General features: G+C 66.2%; 17 protein-coding genes. 11 read left to right on the forward strand and 6 right to left on the reverse strand.

Features of this window, described 5'->3' with window-relative positions; genetic code table 11:
* Positions 1–129: 129 nt before the first annotated feature.
* On the forward strand, positions 130–594 hold the full coding sequence (rplM, locus tag QW881_RS15010; protein ID WP_315711511.1) for a 50S ribosomal protein L13: 465 nt from the start codon (positions 130–132) through the stop codon (positions 592–594).
* Position 595: 1 nt separating this feature from the next.
* Positions 596–1078 carry a 30S ribosomal protein S9 gene (rpsI, locus tag QW881_RS15015; protein ID WP_172109671.1) on the forward strand — a complete coding sequence of 161 codons (483 nt, stop codon included), beginning with the start codon at positions 596–598 and terminating at the stop codon, positions 1076–1078.
* A gap of 95 nt (positions 1079–1173) precedes the next feature.
* Here the strand turns inward: rpsI and QW881_RS15020 are convergent, their stop codons facing one another.
* On the reverse strand, positions 1174–3273 hold the full coding sequence (locus tag QW881_RS15020) for a LamG-like jellyroll fold domain-containing protein (RefSeq protein WP_315759202.1): 2100 nt from the start codon (positions 3271–3273) through the stop codon (positions 1174–1176).
* 390 nt (positions 3274–3663) lie between these two features.
* On the opposite strand from QW881_RS15020, the gene QW881_RS15025 reads away from it, so the two are divergent.
* The 4 genes from QW881_RS15025 to QW881_RS15040 all read left to right on the forward strand — a co-directional run bounded on the left by QW881_RS15025 (position 3664) and on the right by QW881_RS15040 (position 7167).
* A complete protein-coding gene (locus tag QW881_RS15025; protein WP_316158518.1) occupies positions 3664–4881 on the forward strand; it encodes a GGDEF domain-containing protein in 1218 nt (405 codons plus the stop codon).
* A 68-nt stretch (positions 4882–4949) separates the two neighbouring features.
* Positions 4950–5252: an antibiotic biosynthesis monooxygenase family protein gene (locus QW881_RS15030; protein WP_006611040.1), complete on the forward strand. Its 303-nt coding sequence runs from the start codon at positions 4950–4952 to the stop codon at positions 5250–5252.
* A 35-nt stretch (positions 5253–5287) separates the two neighbouring features.
* The gene (locus tag QW881_RS15035; protein WP_315759200.1) at positions 5288–5836 is read left to right on the forward strand and encodes a phosphohydrolase; all 549 of its coding nucleotides are present in this window, start codon (positions 5288–5290) and stop codon (positions 5834–5836) included.
* 161 nt (positions 5837–5997) lie between these two features.
* Positions 5998–7167 (forward strand): M20 aminoacylase family protein, encoded by a 1170-nt coding sequence (locus QW881_RS15040; RefSeq protein WP_315759199.1) that lies wholly within the window; start codon positions 5998–6000, stop codon positions 7165–7167.
* 18 nt (positions 7168–7185) lie between these two features.
* On the opposite strand, the gene QW881_RS15045 is transcribed toward QW881_RS15040, so the two are convergent.
* Complete coding sequence (locus QW881_RS15045; RefSeq protein WP_315759198.1) at positions 7186–8334, reverse strand: AI-2E family transporter; 1149 nt, start codon at positions 8332–8334, stop codon at positions 7186–7188.
* A 234-nt stretch (positions 8335–8568) separates the two neighbouring features.
* On the opposite strand from QW881_RS15045, the gene QW881_RS15050 reads away from it, so the two are divergent.
* The 3 genes from QW881_RS15050 to QW881_RS15060 all read left to right on the forward strand — a co-directional run bounded on the left by QW881_RS15050 (position 8569) and on the right by QW881_RS15060 (position 10403).
* Positions 8569–9339, forward strand: a complete 771-nt coding sequence (locus QW881_RS15050; RefSeq protein WP_316158519.1) for a gamma-glutamyl-gamma-aminobutyrate hydrolase family protein — start codon at positions 8569–8571, stop codon at positions 9337–9339.
* Between the two features lie 83 nt (positions 9340–9422).
* A complete protein-coding gene (locus QW881_RS15055; protein WP_315759196.1) occupies positions 9423–10031 on the forward strand; it encodes a hypothetical protein in 609 nt (202 codons plus the stop codon).
* Positions 10032–10109: 78 nt separating this feature from the next.
* Positions 10110–10403 carry a hypothetical protein gene (locus tag QW881_RS15060; RefSeq protein ID WP_315759195.1) on the forward strand — a complete coding sequence of 98 codons (294 nt, stop codon included), beginning with the start codon at positions 10110–10112 and terminating at the stop codon, positions 10401–10403.
* A 428-nt stretch (positions 10404–10831) separates the two neighbouring features.
* Here QW881_RS15060 and QW881_RS15065 read toward each other — a convergent pair whose 3' ends face one another.
* The 3 genes from QW881_RS15065 to QW881_RS15075 all read right to left on the reverse strand — a co-directional run bounded on the left by QW881_RS15065 (position 10832) and on the right by QW881_RS15075 (position 13414).
* Positions 10832–11224: a hypothetical protein gene (locus tag QW881_RS15065; RefSeq protein WP_315759194.1), complete on the reverse strand. Its 393-nt coding sequence runs from the start codon at positions 11222–11224 to the stop codon at positions 10832–10834.
* 219 nt (positions 11225–11443) lie between these two features.
* On the reverse strand, positions 11444–12853 hold the full coding sequence (gene glnA, locus QW881_RS15070; protein ID WP_015666498.1) for a type I glutamate--ammonia ligase: 1410 nt from the start codon (positions 12851–12853) through the stop codon (positions 11444–11446).
* A gap of 222 nt (positions 12854–13075) precedes the next feature.
* Positions 13076–13414: a P-II family nitrogen regulator gene (locus tag QW881_RS15075; protein ID WP_009027873.1), complete on the reverse strand. Its 339-nt coding sequence runs from the start codon at positions 13412–13414 to the stop codon at positions 13076–13078.
* 539 nt (positions 13415–13953) lie between these two features.
* On the opposite strand from QW881_RS15075, the gene QW881_RS15080 reads away from it, so the two are divergent.
* Positions 13954–15453, forward strand: coding sequence for an NAD(P)H-hydrate dehydratase (locus tag QW881_RS15080; protein ID WP_315759193.1), 1500 nt, complete (start codon positions 13954–13956; stop codon positions 15451–15453).
* Between the two features lie 10 nt (positions 15454–15463).
* On the opposite strand, the gene QW881_RS15085 is transcribed toward QW881_RS15080, so the two are convergent.
* Positions 15464–16456, reverse strand: coding sequence for a zinc-dependent alcohol dehydrogenase family protein (locus tag QW881_RS15085; protein WP_315759192.1), 993 nt, complete (start codon positions 16454–16456; stop codon positions 15464–15466).
* 104 nt (positions 16457–16560) lie between these two features.
* Here QW881_RS15085 and QW881_RS15090 point away from each other — a divergent pair, with 104 nt between their 5' ends.
* On the forward strand, positions 16561–17421 hold the full coding sequence (locus tag QW881_RS15090) for a LysR family transcriptional regulator (protein ID WP_315759191.1): 861 nt from the start codon (positions 16561–16563) through the stop codon (positions 17419–17421).
* Positions 17422–17432: the final 11 nt, after the last annotated feature.

Below are 17432 nucleotides of genomic sequence, written 5' to 3' on the forward strand. Positions count from 1 at the left end.
TGCAAGCTACTGTTTTTGTTGCATTAATTTGACGCCAATGGCGTTGACGAATGCAGGCCGCTTCTCTAGAAGCTGCGACCAGTTCGGTGCGTCACCCGCGCCGCATTCTCCCTGTCACGGATATCTCTCATGAAAACCTTTTCGGCAAAGCCGGCCGAGGTCCAGAAGAAGTGGGTCGTGATCGACGCCAAGGGTCTGGTCGTCGGCCGTCTCGCCACGCTGGTCGCCATGCGGCTGCGCGGCAAGCACCTCCCGATCTACACGCCGCACGTCGACTGCGGCGACAACGTCATCATCGTCAATGCCGCGCACGCCGTGCTGACCGGCCGCAAGCGCGAGCAGAAGGTGTACTACAAGCACACCGGCTATGTCGGCCACGTCAAGGAGCGCACCGCGCGCCAGATCCTCGAGGGCCGCTTCCCCGAGCGCGTGATCGAGAAGGCCATCGAGCGCATGATCCCGCGCGGGCCGCTCGGTCGCGTGCAGATGGGCAATCTGCGTGTCTATGGCGGACCCGATCATCCGCACGAAGCGCAGAACCCCGAGAAGATCGACATCGCCAAGTTGAACCGCAAGAACACGAGGGCCGCATAAGATGGCCGAAAGCATCCAGTCTCTCGATCAGCTGTCGCAGCTCAAGGGGGCCGTCACGGCTCCCGACGCTCCGAAGTATGAGAAGAAGGTCGACAAGTTCGGCCGCGCCTATGCCACCGGCAAGCGCAAGGACGCGGTCGCCCGCGTCTGGATCAAGCCGGGCTCCGGCAAGGTCACCGTCAACACCCGCGACATCGAGGTCTACTTCGCCCGTCCGGTGCTGCGCATGATGATCGAGCAGCCGATGGTCGTCGCCGCCCGCAAGGGCCAGTACGACGTGATCTGCACGGTCGCCGGCGGCGGCCTGTCCGGCCAGGCCGGTGCGGTCCGTCACGGCCTGTCCAAGGCGCTGACGAATTTCGAGCCGGAGCTGCGCGGCGTCCTCAAGAAGGGCGGCTTCCTGACCCGCGACTCGCGCGTCGTCGAGCGTAAGAAGTACGGCAAGGCCAAGGCCCGCCGCTCCTTCCAGTTCTCGAAGCGCTGATCTCCTGGGTCCGGCTGCGGCCGGATCCCTTGCTCTCCAATACGAACGGGCGCCCTCGCGGGCGCCCGTTTTGTTTTGCGTGAAGCCTGTGCGGATCAGGCGCTGGCGCGGCGCGCCGTCAGCCATTGGTTCGGTGCCAGCGGCTTCGACACCACGCGGACCTCGCCGATGCTGCCGATGAAGCCGTCCGCCGGAGCGCGGTCCCACCAGCCACAGCCGAGCGCCCAGGGCTGCGACGCCGCCGTCGAGGCGATGCCGTTGCCGCCGATGACGCTGCGCACGACCGGCGCGCCCTCGATGTAGAGCACGGTCGAATTGTCCTTGGGATCGTTGACGATCGCGAGGTGATACCAGGTGTTCAGCATGATCTCGCCGGACCAGTCGGTCTGCGGCTGCTGGGTCGAACTCGACGGCACGATCTCCCACTGCACCTCGCGCAGGTTCGAGATCGCAAACAGGATCGGCGGCGATTCCGGGTCGCCGCCGGCATAGCCGGGCAGCCAGCCGCGGTTGCCGAAGCGGGTGAGGATGTTGCACCAGGCGTGGTCGCTGGCTTTCCAGTTCGGATCGATCTTGATGAAGGCTTCGACGGTGTAGCCCTTGGCGAAGGTCGCCGCGTTGATCGGCGCGTTGGCTACCGTGGTGAAAAAGCTGAAGCGGCCGGCGCCCTGCTTGGTCGTGTTGAGGAACTGCATGCTGCCCGGCGCCGATGACAGCCGATGCTTGTCGGCGGTGAAGACGACGTCGGCGACCTGGGCGGCGCCCGCGAGCGAGGCGCGCTGCATCGGGTTGGCGGCGGTGAGGTCCGGCAGTGCAGTGCCGGCGGCCACCGCCTTGCCGATCGCCGACGAGGCGATCCGCCAATGCGCAACCGTCTCGGCGATCAGCGGATAGTCCTGCTCGTTCGCCGGCGGCACCACCACCGGCTCGGGCGCCTCGGTGTAGTTGGCGTAGAGATCCTGCTTGACGCGCGGCAGGATCGGCGTGCCGGCGAAGGCCGGCAGATGGCAGAAATTGGTGAAGCGGGCGAAGCGGCGGCGGAAGTCGATGTCGATGGAGAAATCGTGATTGTCCTCGGTCAGCCAGGCGCGGTCGAACTGCTTCAGGCTGTCCTTCGGCTTCGCGACCACCCACGGTGAGAACGAGGCGACGTCGATCTTGTTGCGGGTGAAGTCGAACTCGTAGAGCCGCATCAGGCCGTTGCCGCCCTGATAGGCCATCTGATAGTCGACCACCATCTGGTGGACCGGATTGTGGAAGTCGTTGATCTTCGTCAGCAGCGCGCCGCCATGATAGTGGCCGTTGAGGGTCATGAAGATCTGGTCGTTGCTGCGGATCAGCTTGTCCCAGAGATACTGGCCGTAGGCGACCTCGAGCGGGCTGACGCCGTCATTGGCGATGTTGAGCAACTGGTGATTGGCGAGGATGACCGGCAGCATCGGATGGCGCGCGATCATGCTGCGCGCCCACGCGATGGCATCATCCGAGGCGCGCCAGGACAGCGACAGCACCATGAAGCTGACGCCGCAGGCGTGGAACACATGCGCCTCGTGCCAGCCGCTCGGATGGCGCTCCAGGAAGGTCCGCTGCTTCGCCGCGCGGCTGGTCGGAAACCATGAGAGATAGGGCTCGGATGAACCGCGCTGCGCATCTGTGCCCGCGCTCTGGCTTGTCGCGCTTTCGAACTCCAGCGCCGACAGCACGTCGTGATTGCCGGCGAGCACCGAATAGGGCCGGCCGGCGTTCTCGAGCAGCTTCATCGCGGCATCGGCGACCGCCCATTGCTGCGGATGCTTGGACTGGTCGACGACGTCGCCGAGATGGATGGTGAACGGGATGTGGTATTTCGCGGCGTTGTCGACGATGAACTGCGTCTGCGCCGGATAGGGCGTGCTGCCATATTGGCGCTGATAGGCCTGGCCTTCTTCCGACGTTGCATAGCGCGAGTAGAACTGCGTATCGGGAAGGACGGCGAGCGCGAAACTGGTCGTGACGTGATGGTGGTGATGATGCATGCGCCAATGCGCGTGCGCCGCCTGGCCGGGCAGCAGGCTGGCGCCGAGGCCGAGCGCGGAAACGCCCATCGCATTGCGCAGCAGCGTGCGGCGGTCCACGCCCTGCACCGGCTCCGGACCGCGCGACGGATGATGGCCTGCGGCCGGCTTGTTGTTCGATGAATCGTCGTCGAAAGACATCGTCGTCCCCACCTCGAGCGGCGGATCGCGCCGCGGTCGGGACGTGTTAGGGAGAGATGATCTCAAATTTGAGAAGGTTTCTTATCGTTTCGATGAGTGTTCGCCGCAGGACGGGAAACCATTGATTCCGCACGCGGGGGCGCACAACTATCAATGAAGGGGGGTGTGCCGTATGCAATCTGGGCGGGCGGTCGCGCGGATTGCCTCGGCATTTTTGAATCCTGTTTGCAGATTTCTTGCGCAGCAATTTGTTGACGAGTTGCGCCGGGCTTTTCGAGAAAACTTGGCATCCCAGGCAAACCTCTTTCCAACAAACCGCCCGCTAGGTTGATCGCGATAAGGCCGCGCTAACCCTGACTTCCCGCGCCGCCGCAGCAACCGAGGTGATCGATGGCGCTTGATAGCATGACGCTCGACATCGTAGCGACCATGGTCGCGGCGCTGCTTGGCGCCATGTTGCTCCATTTCGGTCGACAGGAGAACACGCCGGCGCTGCGCTGGTGGGGGGCGGCCTATATTCTCGGCGCCGTCGCGATCGCGCTGTGGACGCTGATCGGCGAGCTCTATGGTGAGGTGGTGTCGCTGTTCCTGAGCTCCATCGGTCTGATCGCCACCGCCATGGTGTGGAATGCCGCGCGCGTGTTCCACGGCAAGCCGCCGAGCGTGCTTGGGCTCGTGCTCGGCGCGACGGTCTGGATCGCCAGCGGCATGCTGCTCGATGCGTCGGCGCAGGCGCTGCGGCTGACGATCGGCGCCGCGATCGTCGTGATCTACGCCATGCTGACCGCGGCCGAGCTGTGGCAGGAGCGACGGCGGACCTTGCACAAGCGCTGGCCGGCGCTGATCGTGCCGGTGATGCACGGCTTCGTCCTGATGCTGCCGATCCTGCTCGGCAACATGCTGCGCGATTCCGACGGCGCCTTCGCCGCGGCCTGGGTCACGATCTTTTCGATCGAGCTCGTGCTCTATGCGGTCGGCACCGTGTTCGTAATCTTCATGCTGGTGTCCGAGCGCATCGTCAGCGCCCACAAGCGCGCGGCGACCACCGACCCGCTGACGGGCCTGCTCAACCGCCGCGGCTTTGCCGAGTCCTCCGCGCAGCTCATCGAGCGCGAGGCGCGCGAGCAGCGCCCGGTCAGCGTGCTGATCTTCGACATCGATCATTTCAAGTCGATCAACGACCGCTTCGGCCACGCCGAGGGCGACGAGGTCCTGAAGCTGTTCGCAAACGTCGTGGTCAACAATCTGCGCCTCACCGATCTCTCGGGGCGGATCGGTGGCGAGGAGTTCGCAGCACTTTTGCCCTGTTCGATCGAAGAGGCCATGGTCGCCGCCGAGCGTGTCCGTGAGGCGTTCGCGGCCTCCGGCGTGGTGTCCGAGGACAAGCCGGTGGACACCACCGTCAGCATCGGCGTCGCCGGTGGGCCGGGCGGGACCGATCTCGACGTGCTGCTCGCGGCCGCCGATACCGCGCTCTACAAGGCCAAGCGCTCCGGGCGCAACCGGGTCGAGGCCTCGGCGGAGCTGCCGCTGTCGCTCGACCGCTACCGCCGCCAGCGCGCCGCTGCCAGCCTGCCGCAGTCGGGACAGGCGGTGTTGTCCAGCTGAGGCGCGGCTTTCGCTCTCCCGATGTCTGGGCTAGACAAGCGGCCCACACCAGGGGAGGCCGACAGAAGATGATCACGGAAATCGCCCAGATCGACGTCAAGCCGGGCACGGAGAAGGATTTCGAGGCCGCGGTCGCGAAAGCACGCGCTGCTTTCGGCCGCTCCAAGGGCTTTCACGGCTTCGAGCTGCACAAATCGATCGAGAAGCCGCAGCGCTACCGCCTGATGGTGAAGTGGGAGACGCTCGAAAACCACACGGTCGATTTCCGCGGCTCGGAGAACTTCACCGAATGGCGCGGCCTGGTCGGGCAGTATTTTGCCAGTCCTCCGGATGTCGAGCACACCGAGACGGTGCTGACTTCGGCCGGCTGAGGCCGCGCCAGCGCTGCTCGCCGCGGAACACCATCATGACGCATGACGATCTGGTCGAAGCCTACGCTGCCGCCGGACGGCACTACCATGATCTTCGCCACGTCCGGGACTGCCTGGCCCAGCTCGATCGCGTCGCGGACCTCAGCGTCCGCGACCGCGAGATCCTGACGCTGGCGATCTGGTGGCACGACGTCGTGTATGATCCCACGCGCTCCGACAATGAGGAGCAGAGCGCCATCCTTGCCGAGCGTCACGTCGCGCCCGAGCTGCGCGACGAGGTCGGACGCCTGATCCGGCTGACCCGGACGCACGACGTCGTGCCCGGCGATCGGCTGGGCGCGCTGCTCGTCTCGATCGATCTCGCCATTCTCGGCACCGATGAGGCCGGCTACGACGCCTATGCGGATGCGATCCGGCGCGAATATGCGCACGTGCCGGACGACGCCTACCGCGCCGGGCGCGCAGCCGTGCTGGAGCGGTTCGCGGGGCGCCCCGTGATCTATCCGGATGCGGGCTTTGCCGCTGCCCTCGACCAGAAGGCGCGGGCCAACCTCGCGCGCGAGCTGAGCGGTCTTCGATCATAAGCAGGATCAGCTCAGGCATTTCGAGCGGCCGCATCGCTGCGGCAATGCAGCCTGCGCAGCATCGCATGAGCGAATGTGGCTTGTCTTTTGCTGCGGCTCGACATGCAATGAGATGACATGCGCGTCGCCATGGCGTGCTCCTCATTTTCTGGAACTCCGTCATGCCGATCATCAACCGCGCCGCCGAGCTGGCGGAAGACGCCAAGGTCTGGCGCCGCGATTTCCACCAGCATCCCGAGCTGCTCTACGAGGTGCATCGGACGGCCGCGCGTGTCGCCGAGCTGCTGGCCTCGTTCGGTGTCGACGAGGTCGTCAGCGGTATCGGCAGGACCGGCGTCGTCGGCGTCATCCGCGGGCGCGAGCCGTCGCAGCGTGTGATCGGCCTGCGTGCCGACATGGACGCGCTGCCGCTGCAGGAGATCAGCGAAATCCCGCACAAGTCCACCATTCCGGGCCGGATGCACGCCTGCGGCCATGACGGCCACACCGCGATGCTGCTGGGCGCGGCGCGCTATCTCGCCGAGACGCGCAACTTCGCCGGCACGGCCATCGTCATCTTTCAGCCGGCCGAGGAGGGCGGGGCCGGCGGCCGCGCGATGGTCGACGACGGCCTGATGGAGCGCTTCGGCATCGAGGAGGTCTACGGCCTGCACAATGCGCCGGGCCTGCCGCTCGGAACGGTCGCGACGCGCACCGGCGCCGTGATGGCCGCCGCCGACACCTTCGAGGTGCGCCTGAAGGGCCTCGGCGGCCATGCCGCGCGGCCGAACAAATGCGTCGATCCGATCATCGCCGGCGCGCAGATCGTGACCGCGCTGCAGACGATCGTGGCGCGCAACGTCGATCCGGTCGAAAGCGCGGTGCTGTCGATCACGCGCTTTCACGCGGGGACGACCGCCGACAACATCATTCCGCAGACCGCAATCATCGGCGGCACCGTGCGCACGCTCGACGAGGACATCCGCCGCTTGATGGACGAGCGCTTCAAGGGCCTCGTGACGGCGCTCGCGAGCGGGATGGGCGTCGAGGCGGAGATCGACTACGAATGGGGCTATCCGGTCGTCATCAACCATGCAGAGCAGACCGCGTTCGCGGCCGACGTGGCGCGCAGCGTCGTCGGGCCCGATCAGGTCATCACCGACATGCCGCCCCGGCTCGGCGGCGAGGATTTTGCCTACATGCTGCAGGCGCGGCCCGGCGCGTTCGTCTTCATGGGCATCGGCGAGGGGGCGGGCGTGCATCACCCGGAATATGATTTCAACGACGAGGTGATCCCGCACGGCATCAGCTATTGGGCCAAGCTGGTCGAGACCGCGATGCCGGCCGGCTGAGCGGGCTCTGACCGGGCCTCAGATCGCGGCTGCGGCGTCCTCGGTGCGGCGGTCGCTCTTGAAATAGTCGATCATGACCTTGGCGATCGCCATCAGCGGCAGCGCCAGGGTCAGGCCCCAGACGCCGAACACGATGCCGAGCAGGATCTGGAACGCAAACAGCGTGGCCGGCGGGATGTCCAGCGCCTGGCGCTGGATCAGCGGCGTCAGCACGTAGCTCTCCATCGCGTGCACGCCGAGGAACAGCACGAAGGCGCTGACCGCTGCGACCCAGCCGGAGGCGAGGCTCGCCAGCACCACGATGACGCCGGCGATGATCGCGCCGACGGTCGGAATGAACGCCAGCAGGCCGGCCTGGATGCCGAGGATGAACGAGCTCTGCACGCCGATGATGGCGAGGCCGATCCAGGTGACGAGGAACACGGCGAACATCGTCGTGATCTGGGCGATCAGCCAGCGCTCCAGCGTATAGCTGATGCGGTCCACGATCACGGTGGCCTGGTCGCGGTACTTCGCCGGCGCCAGGAAAAGCAATCCGCTGCGGTAGACGGCCGGCTGGGCCGCGAAGGCCAATCCCAGGAACAGCACGATGAAGAAGTTGCCGACGGCGCTGACGGTGCCCAGCAGCAGCTTGAAGGTCTGGCTGACGATGGCGCCGCCGGAGGAGGCCAGCGCGCTCGGCGAGGGCAGGCCGCCCGGCAGGCCATGGGACGGCGTCTGGGTCGGTGTGGTCGAGCCGCCATCAGGAGCTGATGTGGCCGTGCTCGCGGCGTTGAAGTCGAAGAAGCTGGTGTCGATGCCGTTGCGGTCGAGGAAGCCCTTGATGTTGCCGAGCTGCGACTTGATCGTATCGCTCAGCACCTTGGCCTGGTCCGCGATGGTGGTGCCGCCCAGGAAGACGATGCCGACGAGCACGGCCGCGAGGGCCAAGCAGACGATGACGAGCCGCGCCGGATGCGGCCAGGGCAGGACGCGGCCGAGCAGGCTGGTCATCGCGTTGAGCGCGACGCCGAGCAGCATGCCCGCGAACAGCAGGAAGATCGCAGCCGCGTAATACCAGGTGAAGGCCATGCCGGCCATGAACAGGGTTACCCCGATGCCGCCCACGGCAATGGCCCAGGCCAGGTCGCTGCGGGCCTGGAGGCGTGGGTCGGCGGGGGCGGTCATGAGGCATCCTCTGTGCTGATCGGCCCCCACACATTGGCGAAAACGGCTGGCGGATCAAGCGCAGGCTTGGGGAAGCGGGGCGCTGCAGGACGCTTGCGGGGGTGTCCGCAATTGGCATTGGGGACCCGCGTGGCCATATGTTGATCCTGCCGTGCGACGCAGGCATGATTTGTGCCTGCCGGACTGGCGGATGCGGCAGCCGAAGGCCGGATAAAAGGGAGAGAAACGAAAGCAATGAAACGTCCGGTGGTCGGCGTGATCGGCAACAGCCATCGCGTCGAGAATAGGTTCACCGTGCAGATGGTGGGCGAGCGCAACCTGAGCGCCGTGGCCGAGGTCGCGGGCGCGCTGCCGCTGATGTTTGCCGGCGTTCCCGAGATCACCGACATCGCCGCGCTGCTCGATGTCGTCGATGGCGTGGTGCTGACCGGCGCCCGCGCCAACGTGCATCCGACCCGTTTCAATACCGAGCCGAGCCTCAAGCACGAGCCCTACGACATCCATCGCGACGAGGTCGCGCTGCAGCTGTCGGAGGCCTGCGTCTCCAGAGGCATTCCGCTGTTCGGCATCTGCCGCGGCCTCCAGGAGATGAACGTCGCCTTCGGCGGCTCGCTGCATCCGGAGATCCGCGAGCTGCCGGGCCGCATGAACCATCGCATGCCCCGGCTGGAGAATGGTGAGATCCATCCCGATCCGACCGTCGTGTTCGCCGATCGCCACGAGGTGCGTCTGACGCCGGGCGGGGCCTTCGCTACGATCCTCGGCTGCGACGCGATCAAGGTCAATTCGCTGCATGGCCAGGGCATCCTCGAGCCCGGCGCCCGGGTCGTCATCGAGGGTATCGCCGAGGACGGCACCATCGAGGCCATCCGCATCGCCGACGCGCCGAGTTTTGCGCTGGGCGTGCAATGGCACGCCGAATATGACCCGCAGAAGAACCCGATCAATCGCAAGCTGTTCGAGGCGTTCGGGGCGGCGGTCAAGAAGCGCCATCTGTCGTCCTGAAGGCCGGGACTGAACCGGATTTCCGGCGCGGCAGACGAAGCTGCAGAGACGCCTCATCGTGAGCCCGTCACAAGGAAGCCCGGATGCGCCACGTCCTGACTGCTGCAGCTCTGCTCCTCGCTGCTCCGGCCTTCGCCCAGACCGCGCTGCCCATTGAAGGACCGATCACCTGCACGCTGCCCGTGGCGGCGACCGACACCGTGAAGAGTCTCAAGCAGCGCTACGGCGATGAGGCCGTGGTTCAGGATCTCCCCGGCGCCGAAGGCGAGACCTATAAAGGTCTCGTGCTGTTTCCGCGGGCGCTGGACCGGCGCATCGAGGTCGCCTTCATCGACGACAAGATCGCGACGGTGTCCGGGCTGACCTTGCGCGACACGGCCAAGACCAGCCGCTGGAGCGTTGCGGGCATCACCATCGGCGCGAGCCTCGCCGCGGTCCAGAAGGCCAACGGCAAGCCGTTCGTCGTCTCAGGCTTCGGCTGGGACTATGGCGGCTTCGTCACCGACTTCAAGAACGGCACGCTGGGACGCATCCTGCCGGGCGGCTGCTCGATCACGGTGCGGTTCGGCAAAGACAAGGACCCACCGCGCGCGCTCTCGGGCGATGGCGTGAAGGTGTCGTCCGACAATCCGGCGCTCGTCAAATTCGCGCCCGTCGTCACGGAGATAGGCATCAATTTCGCCGCGAAGTGATGGCTTCATAGTCGCAGGACTGACCGGGATGAGCATGCGCCGAACGAGCTTGTTGTTGATGCTTCTGGCTGCGCCGGCGTGGGCACAGACCGCGCCGCCTGCCGAGGGGCCGATCACCTGCACCTCGCCGGTGTCAATGGCAGGCCGTTTCTGATCCGCGAGTTCTTCACCGATGGTGGCGGCTTCGTTGTCGACTGGAAAGGCGGCACGCTGAGCCGTCCTTTGCCGGGTGGATGCTCCGTCAGCGTTCGCTTCGGCAGTGACGACCACGAGGGAAATCCGATCGGTGATCGCATCGCATCCGACAAGGCGGAGTTGCGCAAATGGGGACCGGTGGTCGAGCAGATCGTGGTGAGCTTTCCCGAGAAATAGCGGCTGAGTTGCGCCCTCGGGCCTCATGGTTCGAGACGGCGCGCGCACTTCTGTCGGATGATCTCATTGACTCATGGGCGCGCGCCTCCTCACCATGAGGAGAAACCGCGGCCTTGCGCGACCTCCATCTCCTCATCCTTAAGGAGCTTGGCGATAGCCGAGCGTCTCGAAGGACGAGTCCCGTTGGATCATCGCAGATGAGCAGCCACCAACAAAAGGCGCCCGGTGAAGGGCGCTGGGGCAGGGGTGGTGCGGCAAGATCTCCATCAGGAAAGCTTGCCGCATTTCTCGATAGCCACGACAACGCAGCGCTCGTCAATGGGCGCCGGTCGCAGGCGCGTCCGGCGGATTCTCCGAGAGTGGCCGTCTCCTACGGCCAAGCCCAATCCGTACAGCTCGTCCCGCGCGTGGCGAGAGCGCGGCTGCGATCAGGGCTTTGCGAGATGCCAGGCGTTGTTCAGGAAGCCATCGCCTGTGATGTCGCCGGGTTTCTGATCCTTGGCGAAGGTGTAGAGCGGCTTGCCCTTGTAAGCCCACTGCCTGGAGCCGTCATCCCGTGTGATGATGGTGTAGTTGGCGTCGGCCTTGTCGCTGGCTTCGGCTTTCAGGACCGGCCAGTTGGTCGCGCAGGGACCGTTGCAGGCTGATTTGCCGTCGACGTCCTTGTCGAACGTGTAGAGCGTCATGCCCTTGTTGTCGGTGAGGATGTCACCCTTCGCGCTGCTGCCGCCCTTGGTTGGAGGCGCCGCGCTGGCGGACGAGATCACCGCGAGTGAGATTGCGGCGGTCACGAAGAGGCACGAGATCGAAAGCTTGGTCATTCGAAATCTCCCAATGCATGTGGATCACAGGGATAGAAACTCATTCCGGCCCGATCTATTCCTTGCGCCTGTCCCTATTCGTCATTGGGCGGAATGTCGTACCGCCGTTCTGGCGCTCATGCCGGCCTTGGCATTCGCCAGCACGGCACTGCGACACCAACGAAAAGGGCGCCCCGCAAGGGGCGCCCTGGTGTCGTCATCCGCCGATCTTATCGGGCCTTAGCCCGAGTAGTACATGTCGAACTCGACCGGGTGCGGGGTCATTTCGAAGCGCTCGACCTCGGTCATCTTCAGCGCGATGTAGCTGTCGATGAAGTCGTCGTCGAACACGCCGCCGGCCTTCAGGAAGGCGCGGTCCTTGTCGAGGTTCTCGAGCGCCTCGCGGAGCGAGCCGCAGACGGTCGGGATCTGCTTCAGCTCTTCCTTCGGCAGGTCGTAGAGGTCCTTGTCCATCGCCGGTCCCGGATCGAGCTTGTTCTTCACGCCGTCGAGGCCGGCCATCAGCATCGCGGCAAAGCCGAGATAGGGGTTGGCGAGCGGATCGGGGAAGCGGACCTCGACGCGCTTGGCCTTCGGCGACGAGGTGTAGGGGATGCGGCAGGATGCCGAGCGGTTGCGCGCGGAGTAGGCGAGCAGCACCGGCGCCTCATAGCCCGGGACCAGACGCTTGTAGGAGTTGGTCGACGGGTTAGTGAAGGCGTTGATGGCCTTGGCGTGCTTGATGATGCCGGCGATGTAGGACAGGCAGGTCTCCGACAGGTCGGAATACTTGTTGCCCGCGAACACCGGCTTGCCGTCCTTCCAGATCGACTGGTGGACGTGCATGCCCGAACCGTTGTCGCCATAGACCGGCTTCGGCATGAAGGTGGCGGTCTTGCCGTAGATGTGCGCGACCTGGTGGATGCAGTACTTGTAGATCTGCATCTGGTCGGCCATCAAGGTCAGCGTGTCGAACTTCATGCCGAGTTCGTGCTGGGCGGAAGCGACCTCGTGGTGGTGCTTCTCGACCTTGACGCCCATGCGGGCCATCGCGCCGAGCATCTCCGAGCGCATGTCCTGCACCGAGTCCTGCGGCGGCACCGGGAAGTAGCCGGCCTTGGTGCGGATGCGATGGCCGAGATTGCCGCCTTCATACTCGGTGTCGGAATTGGTCGGCAGCTCCGAGGAGTCGAGGCGGAAGCCGGTGTTGTAGGGCGAGGAGCTGTAGCGCACGTCGTCGAACACGAAGAACTCGGCTTCGGGGCCGACGAACACGCTGTCGCCCACGCCCATCGACTTCACCATCGCCTCGGCCTTCTTGGCGATGCCGCGGGGATCACGGTTGTACGGCTCGCCGGTGGTCGGCTCGAGCACGTCGCAGGTGATGATCATGGTCGTTTCGGCGAAGAACGGATCGATCGTCGCGGTGACCGGGTCGGGCATCAGGCACATGTCGGATTCATTGATCGCCTTCCAGCCGGCGATCGAGGAGCCGTCGAACATCGTGCCTTCGGCAAAAATGTCTTCGTCGATCATGCTGACGTCGAAGGTGACGTGCTGCCACTTGCCCCGCGGGTCGGTGAAGCGGAGGTCGACGTATTTGACGTCGTTGTCTTTGATTGCTTTCAAGACGTCCTTGGCGGTCTTCATGAATACCCCTCTTGGCTTATAACGTCACGGCCCGGCGCGGGACGGCGTCCGCGGGTCATGCTCCATAGCCTCGTGCGGGGGCCAAGACAACATCGGAAACGGCAAAACGGCCGCGTGCAAGCGCCTCGCAGAGGACACTTGAGCTGCCGTAGGGGCTGCTGGCGCAGCAAACGTTCCGTGCGGGGCCTGGAGCGGACGGTCCGTTCCAGGCCTGCGGTCGGGCTAGATCGCGTCCAGCCCGGATTCTCCGGTTCGGATGCGGATGGCTTCCTCGATGTTGGACACGAAGATCTTGCCGTCGCCGATGCGGCCGGTCTGGGCGGCGCGGCGGATCGCCTCTATCGCGCGCTCGACCAGGTCGTCGCCGATCACGATCTCGATCTTCACCTTGGGCAGGAAATCGACGATGTATTCGGCGCCCCGGTAGAGCTCGGCATGGCCTTTTTGCCGGCCGAAACCCTTCGCTTCGGTGACGGTGATGCCCTGAAGTCCCACTTCCTGAAGCGCCTCCTTCACCTCGTCGAGCTTGAACGGCTTGATGATGGCTTCGATCTTCTTCACTGAGCGCCTCCCGGGCATTCCGCTATAAACAACAGGTGGGTCATCGTCAGGCTGCGCGCACGCGCAGGTCGTTCGATCATTTCGTTACCGGGCCCGACACTCTCCGGCGGAGGCCCGGTGATTGACTGCCCGACTTGCCCCGTGCCGAAGTGGCTCCACAAAAGCAGGGTCTATGCCAAGTCGTTAACGGGCCCAAATCGAGCCGATAATCAGGCATTTCACGAGCACCCGACGATTCCCTCAAGGAACGTCTAGAATACCGGAGCCTTGAGATTAGGCAAACAGATCAAACGTTGTGCAGGTCTTGACGGCGGAGCCGGGCGCTGTCCGAAATGCCCAGGGAAAAGGCGACGTGCCGGGTTTCGTCGCGCCTTGCCAGATGCGCAGCGCCCTTGGAAGTTGCGGGCCGGCGCGGCAATAGGAAGCGCGGGATTCGCGCGCACCGGCTCCGAGGAACGGGGCGCCGACGTCCCCTGCGAGGCCATGGGGACGACATCAGGCCGCCGGCGCAAGACGGCGGCTGGAGACGAGAGCGGTTTATGGAAATCTTGACCACGAGCGAAATGGAGCGCGCCGACCGGCTGACGATCGCGGCCGGCACGCCGGGCTTTTCGCTGATGCTGAGTGCCGGACAGGCGGTGGCCGAGGCGGCCATGGACCTGGTCGAGACCGGGCCGATCGTGGTCGTGTGCGGGCCGGGCAACAATGGCGGCGACGGCTTCGTTGCCGCGGCCGAGCTCGCCGCGCAGGGCAGGGACGTGTCGGTCATCCTGATGTGCGAGCGCGACGCGCTGCATGGCGATGCGGCATCCGCCGCCAAGGGCTGGAAGTTTCCGGTGCTGCCGTTCACGCCGCAGGCGATCGGCAAGCCGGCGCTGATCATCGACGCGCTATTCGGCGCCGGTCTCAGCCGGCCCGTCACCGGCGAGCCCCATGACGTCATCGCAGCGATCAACGGCAATGGCGCGCCGGTGCTCGCCGTCGACCTGCCGAGCGGCATCAACGGCACCACGGCTGCGGTGATGGGCATTGCGGTCCGCGCCATCGAGACGGTGACCTTCTTCCGCAAGAAGCCAGCGCACCTGCTGCTGCCGGGCCGCCAGCATTGCGGGCGCGTCCGGCTCGCCGACATCGGCATCGATCCACAGGTGCTCGCCGAGATCAGGCCGCAGGCCTTCGAGAACGAACCCGAGCTCTGGCAGGGCCGTTTTCCCGTGCCTGTTATCGACGGCCACAAATACGCGCGTGGCCATGTGCTCGCGATGTCCGGCGACGTCGCCGCGACAGGCGCGGCGCGGATGGCCGCGCGCGCCGCGTTGCGGGCCGGCGCCGGTCTGGTCACGCTGGCCTCGCCGCGCGATGCGCTCGCTGTCAATGCGGCGGCGCTGACGGCGGTGATGGTGCGCGCCGCCGACACCGCGATCGAGTTCGGCGAGCTGCTCGGCGACAGGCGCTACAACACCTGCATCATCGGGCCCGGAACGGGCGTCAGCGAGCGCACGCGCGACCTCGTCTTCACCGCGCTGTCGGCGCAGCGTCATCTCGTGCTCGATGCCGACGCATTGACGAGCTTCGCCGATGCGCCGGAGCGGCTGTTCGAGCAGATCAGGGCGATGGCTGACGCGCAGATCGTGCTGACGCCGCACGAGGGCGAATTCCCGCGCCTGTTCTCGGATCTCAGCAACAAGCATCCCGGCCGCTCCAAGCTGGAGCGCGTCCGCGCGGCCGCCGCGCGCTGCGGCGCCGTGGTACTGCTGAAGGGGGCCGACACGACGGTGGCCGCGCCCGACGGCCGCGCCGCGATCGCCGCCAACGCGCCGCCCTGGCTCGCCACCGCCGGCGCCGGCGACGTCCTCGCCGGCATCATCGCCGGCTTGCTGGCGCAGGGTGTGCCGGCGTTCGAGGCCGCCTGCATCGGCGTCTGGATGCATGGCGAGGCGGGCAACGAGGCCGGCCCCGGCCTGATCGCGGAGGATCTCACCGAGACCCTGCCGGCCGTGTTCAGGCGCCTCTTCGACCGGTTCGGCGTCGACTACTGATGCCGCGCCGTCACTCGAGCTCGACGACGATCTTGCCGGTCGCGCCGCCCGCGAGCGCGGCATAGGCGGCGTCGACCTCGGAGCGTGAGAAGCGGCGCTCGTCCATGCGCGGTGCGAGGTGACCCGCGTCCGCAAGCTCGGCGGCCTGGGCGAGGATGAAGCCGTGATGCTCGCGGCCTTCACCGGTCAACAGCGGCAACAGCGTGAACACGCCCGAATAGCTGGCAGCCTTGAATGACAGGGGCGCCAGCGCATGACTGCCCCAGCCGAGGGCGCTCACGACATGGCCGAAGCGGGCGACCGCATGGAACGAGGCGTCGAGCGCCGCACCGCCAGCGGTGTCATAGACGACGTCGAAGCCGCGTCCGGCCGCATACTCGCGGACATACTGATCGACGCTCGTCGTGTGACGGTCGATCGGGGTGACGCCGAGCGCGCTGAGTTCCGCGCGCCGTTCGGCCGAGGCGACCACGAACACCTCGGCGCCGCGCGCCCGTGCAAGCTGTGCCGCGACACGTCCCACGCCGCCGCCACCCTGGACCAGAACCGTCTGGCCGCGGCTTACGGCGGCGCGGTCGACCAGTCCTTCCCAGGCCGTGATGGTGATCAGGGGCAGGGCGGCGGCCTCGCGCATGCCGAGCCGCGTCGGCTTGTGCGCAATCAGCCGGGCATCGACGGCGGCGAATTCGGCGAGCGATCCCTGGATGCCGCCGACACCGCCGGTCATGCCGTAGACCTCGTCGCCGGCCTTGAAGCCGGTGACGCCGGAGCCGACCCGCTCCACCGTTCCCGCGAGATCGATGCCGAGCACGGCGGGCAGAGGATGCCTCGCATGCGCAGCTTTGCCTGCGCGAATCTTCAGGTCGAGCGGATTGAGACCGCTGGCCGCGACGCGGACCAGCACCTCGCCGGGGCCGGGACTGGGGCGCGGCACCTCAGCGATCCGAAACGGCCCGTCCACCTCGTCCAAGACCACGGCGCGCATCGATTGACTGAAGGCCATCACAACACCTCGTTGCTGTTGGGTCTTGTGTGGCGATGTCGAAAGTGTTTGGAAATGGCTTTATTTGATATTGTCTCATTCAAAAATGAATGGGTGGTGCCGAGATGGATTGGAGCGATCTGCAGGTCTTCCTGGCAGTTGCGCGCGAGGGCACCCTGGGCGCCGCCGGCCGGCGGATCGGGCAGAGCCAGCCGACGGTCGGCCGTCGGTTGCGGGCGCTGGAGCGGAGTGTCGGCCAGACGCTGTTCCAGCGCACGACCACGGGTTTCGTCCTGACCGATGAAGGCGCCATGGTCCTGGCCCACGCCGAGCGGATCGAGGAGGAGACGCTTTCGATCGGGCGCAACCTCGGCGGCGGCGATCAGGGCCTCGACGGCACCCTGCGCATCGCCTGCTCGGACTGGTTCGGCCTGCACATGCTGTCGCCGGTGATTGCGGAGTTCGCGCAATCGCATCCCCGCGTCATGGTCGAGATGTTGACGGATGCGCGGGTCTACAGCCTGGCACGGCGCCAGGCCGACATTGCCTTCCGGATCGCGTCGTTCGACGAGCCCGACGTGATCGTGCGCCGGCTCACCCACATCCGCTACGGCGTCTATCTCCAGACCGGTCGGCCGCAGCCTCGTCCCGGCGATGGCGAAGGCCACGACCTGATCACGATGGACAGCGGTTTTGGCGGGATGCCCGACGCGGTCTGGCTCTCACGCGTGCTGCCGGGGGCACGCGTCGGCATCCGAAGCAACAGCCGCGACGTTCAGGCGCGCCTGTGCGCGCTCGGCCGCGGCGTCGCCGTGCTGCCACGTCCGCTCGGCGATGCCACCCCCGGCATTTCCCGCATCGACCTCGGCGAAGAGCCGCCGGGACGCGATACGTTCGTCGGCTACCACCGCGATCTCAAGCGGCTGGCGCGGCTGCGCGCCCTGCTCGATCTCGTCGTGGCGCGCTTCGCCCGCGACACAATGTGAGCGCGGGCGCG

Source organism: Bradyrhizobium sp. SZCCHNS3016 (assembly GCF_032484535.1).
Classification (GTDB): domain Bacteria; phylum Pseudomonadota; class Alphaproteobacteria; order Rhizobiales; family Xanthobacteraceae; genus Bradyrhizobium.

Coding starts and splice junctions, on each gene's coding strand:
- QW881_RS15055 (WP_315759196.1), top strand. CDS start 9,423: ATGCGCCACGTCCTGACTGCTGCAGCTCTGCTCCTCGCTGCTCCGGCC.
- QW881_RS15025 (WP_316158518.1), top strand. CDS start 3,664: ATGGCGCTTGATAGCATGACGCTCGACATCGTAGCGACCATGGTCGCG.
- QW881_RS15065 (WP_315759194.1), bottom strand. CDS start 11,224: ATGACCAAGCTTTCGATCTCGTGCCTCTTCGTGACCGCCGCAATCTCA.
- QW881_RS15040 (WP_315759199.1), top strand. CDS start 5,998: ATGCCGATCATCAACCGCGCCGCCGAGCTGGCGGAAGACGCCAAGGTC.
- rpsI (WP_172109671.1), top strand. CDS start 596: ATGGCCGAAAGCATCCAGTCTCTCGATCAGCTGTCGCAGCTCAAGGGG.
- QW881_RS15090 (WP_315759191.1), top strand. CDS start 16,561: ATGGATTGGAGCGATCTGCAGGTCTTCCTGGCAGTTGCGCGCGAGGGC.
- QW881_RS15080 (WP_315759193.1), top strand. CDS start 13,954: ATGGAAATCTTGACCACGAGCGAAATGGAGCGCGCCGACCGGCTGACG.
- QW881_RS15085 (WP_315759192.1), bottom strand. CDS start 16,456: ATGGCCTTCAGTCAATCGATGCGCGCCGTGGTCTTGGACGAGGTGGAC.
- QW881_RS15045 (WP_315759198.1), bottom strand. CDS start 8,334: ATGACCGCCCCCGCCGACCCACGCCTCCAGGCCCGCAGCGACCTGGCC.
- QW881_RS15030 (WP_006611040.1), top strand. CDS start 4,950: ATGATCACGGAAATCGCCCAGATCGACGTCAAGCCGGGCACGGAGAAG.
- glnA (WP_015666498.1), bottom strand. CDS start 12,853: ATGAAGACCGCCAAGGACGTCTTGAAAGCAATCAAAGACAACGACGTC.
- QW881_RS15020 (WP_315759202.1), bottom strand. CDS start 3,273: ATGTCTTTCGACGACGATTCATCGAACAACAAGCCGGCCGCAGGCCAT.
- rplM (WP_315711511.1), top strand. CDS start 130: ATGAAAACCTTTTCGGCAAAGCCGGCCGAGGTCCAGAAGAAGTGGGTC.
- QW881_RS15050 (WP_316158519.1), top strand. CDS start 8,569: ATGAAACGTCCGGTGGTCGGCGTGATCGGCAACAGCCATCGCGTCGAG.
- QW881_RS15035 (WP_315759200.1), top strand. CDS start 5,288: ATGACGCATGACGATCTGGTCGAAGCCTACGCTGCCGCCGGACGGCAC.